Source organism: Parvibaculum sp. (assembly GCF_035511255.1).
Classification (GTDB): domain Bacteria; phylum Pseudomonadota; class Alphaproteobacteria; order Parvibaculales; family Parvibaculaceae; genus Parvibaculum.
Genome location: NZ_DATKFR010000237.1, coordinates 1 through 2411, shown reverse-complemented (window position 1 = coordinate 2411; position 2411 = coordinate 1). Strand labels below are relative to the sequence as shown.

The window sequence follows — 2411 nt, the reverse complement described above, 5'->3', positions numbered from 1 at the left end:
CGCTTCTTCTTCTCGCCCGGAAAAACCACGGCAACGAGCCCATCCTCGCTCGCGGCGAGCCTCAGCACGCCGATGGGTGTCTTGAGGCTCGTCACCGCGAGGTCCTCTTTCGCTGTCTGTTTCATTTCGTCCTCCATCAATCGGCGGCGAGCGCGGACGCGCCCACCTCCGGGACCATCCATAAAAGCAGCGCCGCATAACCGCGCCATGGCCGCCAGGCCTCCGCCATCTCCTCGAGCGCGCGGGTCGCGATCGGCGCGCCATTGCCTGCCGATTTGCGCAAGCCGAGATCGGAGGCGGGGAAGGCGTCCGGCTCGCCCACCGCGCGCAGCGCGATGTAATGCGCCGTCCATTCGCCGATGCCGGGCACGGCGCAAAGCGCCGCGATCTTTTCGTCGAGGGTCTGTGCCGGGCTGAAGTCCACCTCGCCCCGCGCCACCGCCCCGGCGAAGGCCTTGAGCGCCGCGATGCGCCCGCCGGTCAGGCCGAGGCCGGAGAGATCGGCGGCGGCCAATGCGGACGGCGCCGGGAAATAATGCGTGAGCGATCCGTCGGCACTCGCAAGCTGTGTCCCTGCGCGGGCGACGACCCGGCCCGCGAGCGTCGTCGCGCCCTTGACCGACACCTGCTGCCCGAGGATCGCGCGCACGCCGAGCTCGAAACCGTCGAAGGCGCCCGGTACGCGGATGCCGGCGGCATGGGCGAGACGCAGCCCGAGCAGCGCATCGTCGCGCAGCGCGGCGGCGATCGCCTGCGGATCGGCATCGAGATCGAAGAGCCGCCGGATGCGTGTCGCGATCTGGCGGACGGGCAACGCCCCGTCGCCCTGAACGCGGATGGAAAGTGCGTTGGGCTTCGGCGACGGCGTGACCGTGATGATGCCGGCGGCGTCTCCGAGCCGAAAGCTGCGGCGATACTGCGTGATACCGATCTCCTCGACGCCGGGAATGGCGCGGATCGCGAGATAGGCGAGCAGCCGCTCCCAGTCGAAGGGCGGCCGATAGCCGAGGCGCAGCGTGATCGCGTTGCCCGCCTGCGCCGGAAGCTCCGCCGACTTGTCGCGCCGAAGCGCCGTCGGTGCAACGCCGTAACTCGCGCGCACGGCGTCGTTGAAGCGGCGAAGGCTCTGATAGCCGGATGCGAAAGCGATGTCGGCGAAGCTCATGCCCGTCTCGGTGATGAGTTGCTTCGCCGTCAGCAACCGCCTGTTGGCGGCGACGGCCTGCGGCGTGGCGCCGACATGCGCGAGAAAGAGACGCCTGAGTTGCCGCGCGCCGAGCCCGACACGCGCCGCGAGCTCTTCGACGCCGTCCTCGTCGAGCGCGCCATCCTCGATGAGGCGCAGCGCCCGGGCGACGGCGGCTTGCGTGCCCGCCCAGGCCGGCGTCCCCGGCGCGGTTTCCGGCCTGCATCTGAGACAGGAGCGGAAACCCAGCGCCTCGGCGGCGGCGGCGCTGGCGACGAAGCGGCAATTCTCCTTCTTCGGCACCCGCGCTGGACAGACCGGCCGGCAATAGATTCCCGTCGAGGTGACGCAGGTGAAAATGCGCCCGTCGAAACGCGCATCCTTTGCCTGGATGACGCGGTAGCAGAAATCTGGATCGAGCAGGTCTGTGTTCATGGAAGGCAGTCTAGCCCCGCCACGGGTTATGCACTCGCCAAAAACGGACATGCCCATGGCGCTGGAGACATCGCGGTTCCTGACAGAAATGTTTGTGCGGCCAATGGGTTGTCAAAAGCCGCGCCGCTGTTAGGCTCGCTGCAATGGCCGGGGAGAGACGGGGAAACCCGCGAAAAGCCGGCGATCTGGGAGGATCGGCATGACGGATGAGGCAAGCGGCACAGTAGCCGCGCCGGCGCGGGGCGTTTCGATCGGATCGGCGGTGATGACGCCAGCCTATCGCAACTATGCGCTGGGCGTGTTGATGCTGGCCTACACCGCGAATTACGTCGATCGCCAGATCCTCTCGATCCTGCTCCAACCGATCAAGATAGAACTCGGGCTCAGCGACACGCAGCTCGGCTTTCTCTCCGGCATCACCTTCGCGCTCTTCTATGCGACGCTCGGCATTCCGATCGCCGTCTGGGCCGACCGCGGCAATCGCCGCAACATCATCTCGCTCGCCCTGACGATCTTTTCGGCGATGACGGTCGTCTGCGGTTCGGTGACGAATTTCGCGCAGCTCGCGCTCGCCCGCATCGGCGTCGGCGTCGGCGAGGCGGGGTCGAGCCCGCCCGCCCATTCGATGATCTCCGACATGTTCCCGCCCGAGAAGCGCGCCGCCGCCATGGGTGTCTATTCGCTCGGCATCAATATCGGCATTCTGATCGGCTTCCTCGTCGGCGGCTGGGTCAGCCAGTGGTATGGCTGGCGCGCGGCCTTCTACGTCGTCGGCGCGCCGGGCCTTCTG

General features: G+C 67.7%; 2 protein-coding genes. One reads left to right on the top strand and one right to left on the bottom strand.

The genetic code is table 11. The annotated features are described in order from the left end of the window. Positions 1–136 precede the first annotated feature (136 nt). On the bottom strand, positions 137–1621 hold the full coding sequence (locus tag VMR03_RS09465; protein WP_325404545.1) for an AlkA N-terminal domain-containing protein: 1485 nt from the start codon (positions 1619–1621) through the stop codon (positions 137–139). A gap of 199 nt (positions 1622–1820) precedes the next feature. On the opposite strand from VMR03_RS09465, the gene VMR03_RS09460 reads away from it, so the two are divergent. Further along, positions 1821–2411: MFS transporter (locus VMR03_RS09460; RefSeq protein ID WP_325404543.1), on the top strand; the 591-nt coding region annotated here is incomplete at its 3' end.

Bases quoted from the DNA above. Each gene is read 5' to 3' on its own strand.
- VMR03_RS09465 (WP_325404545.1), bottom strand. From the start codon at position 1,621: ATGAACACAGACCTGCTCGATCCAGATTTCTGCTACCGCGTCATCCAG.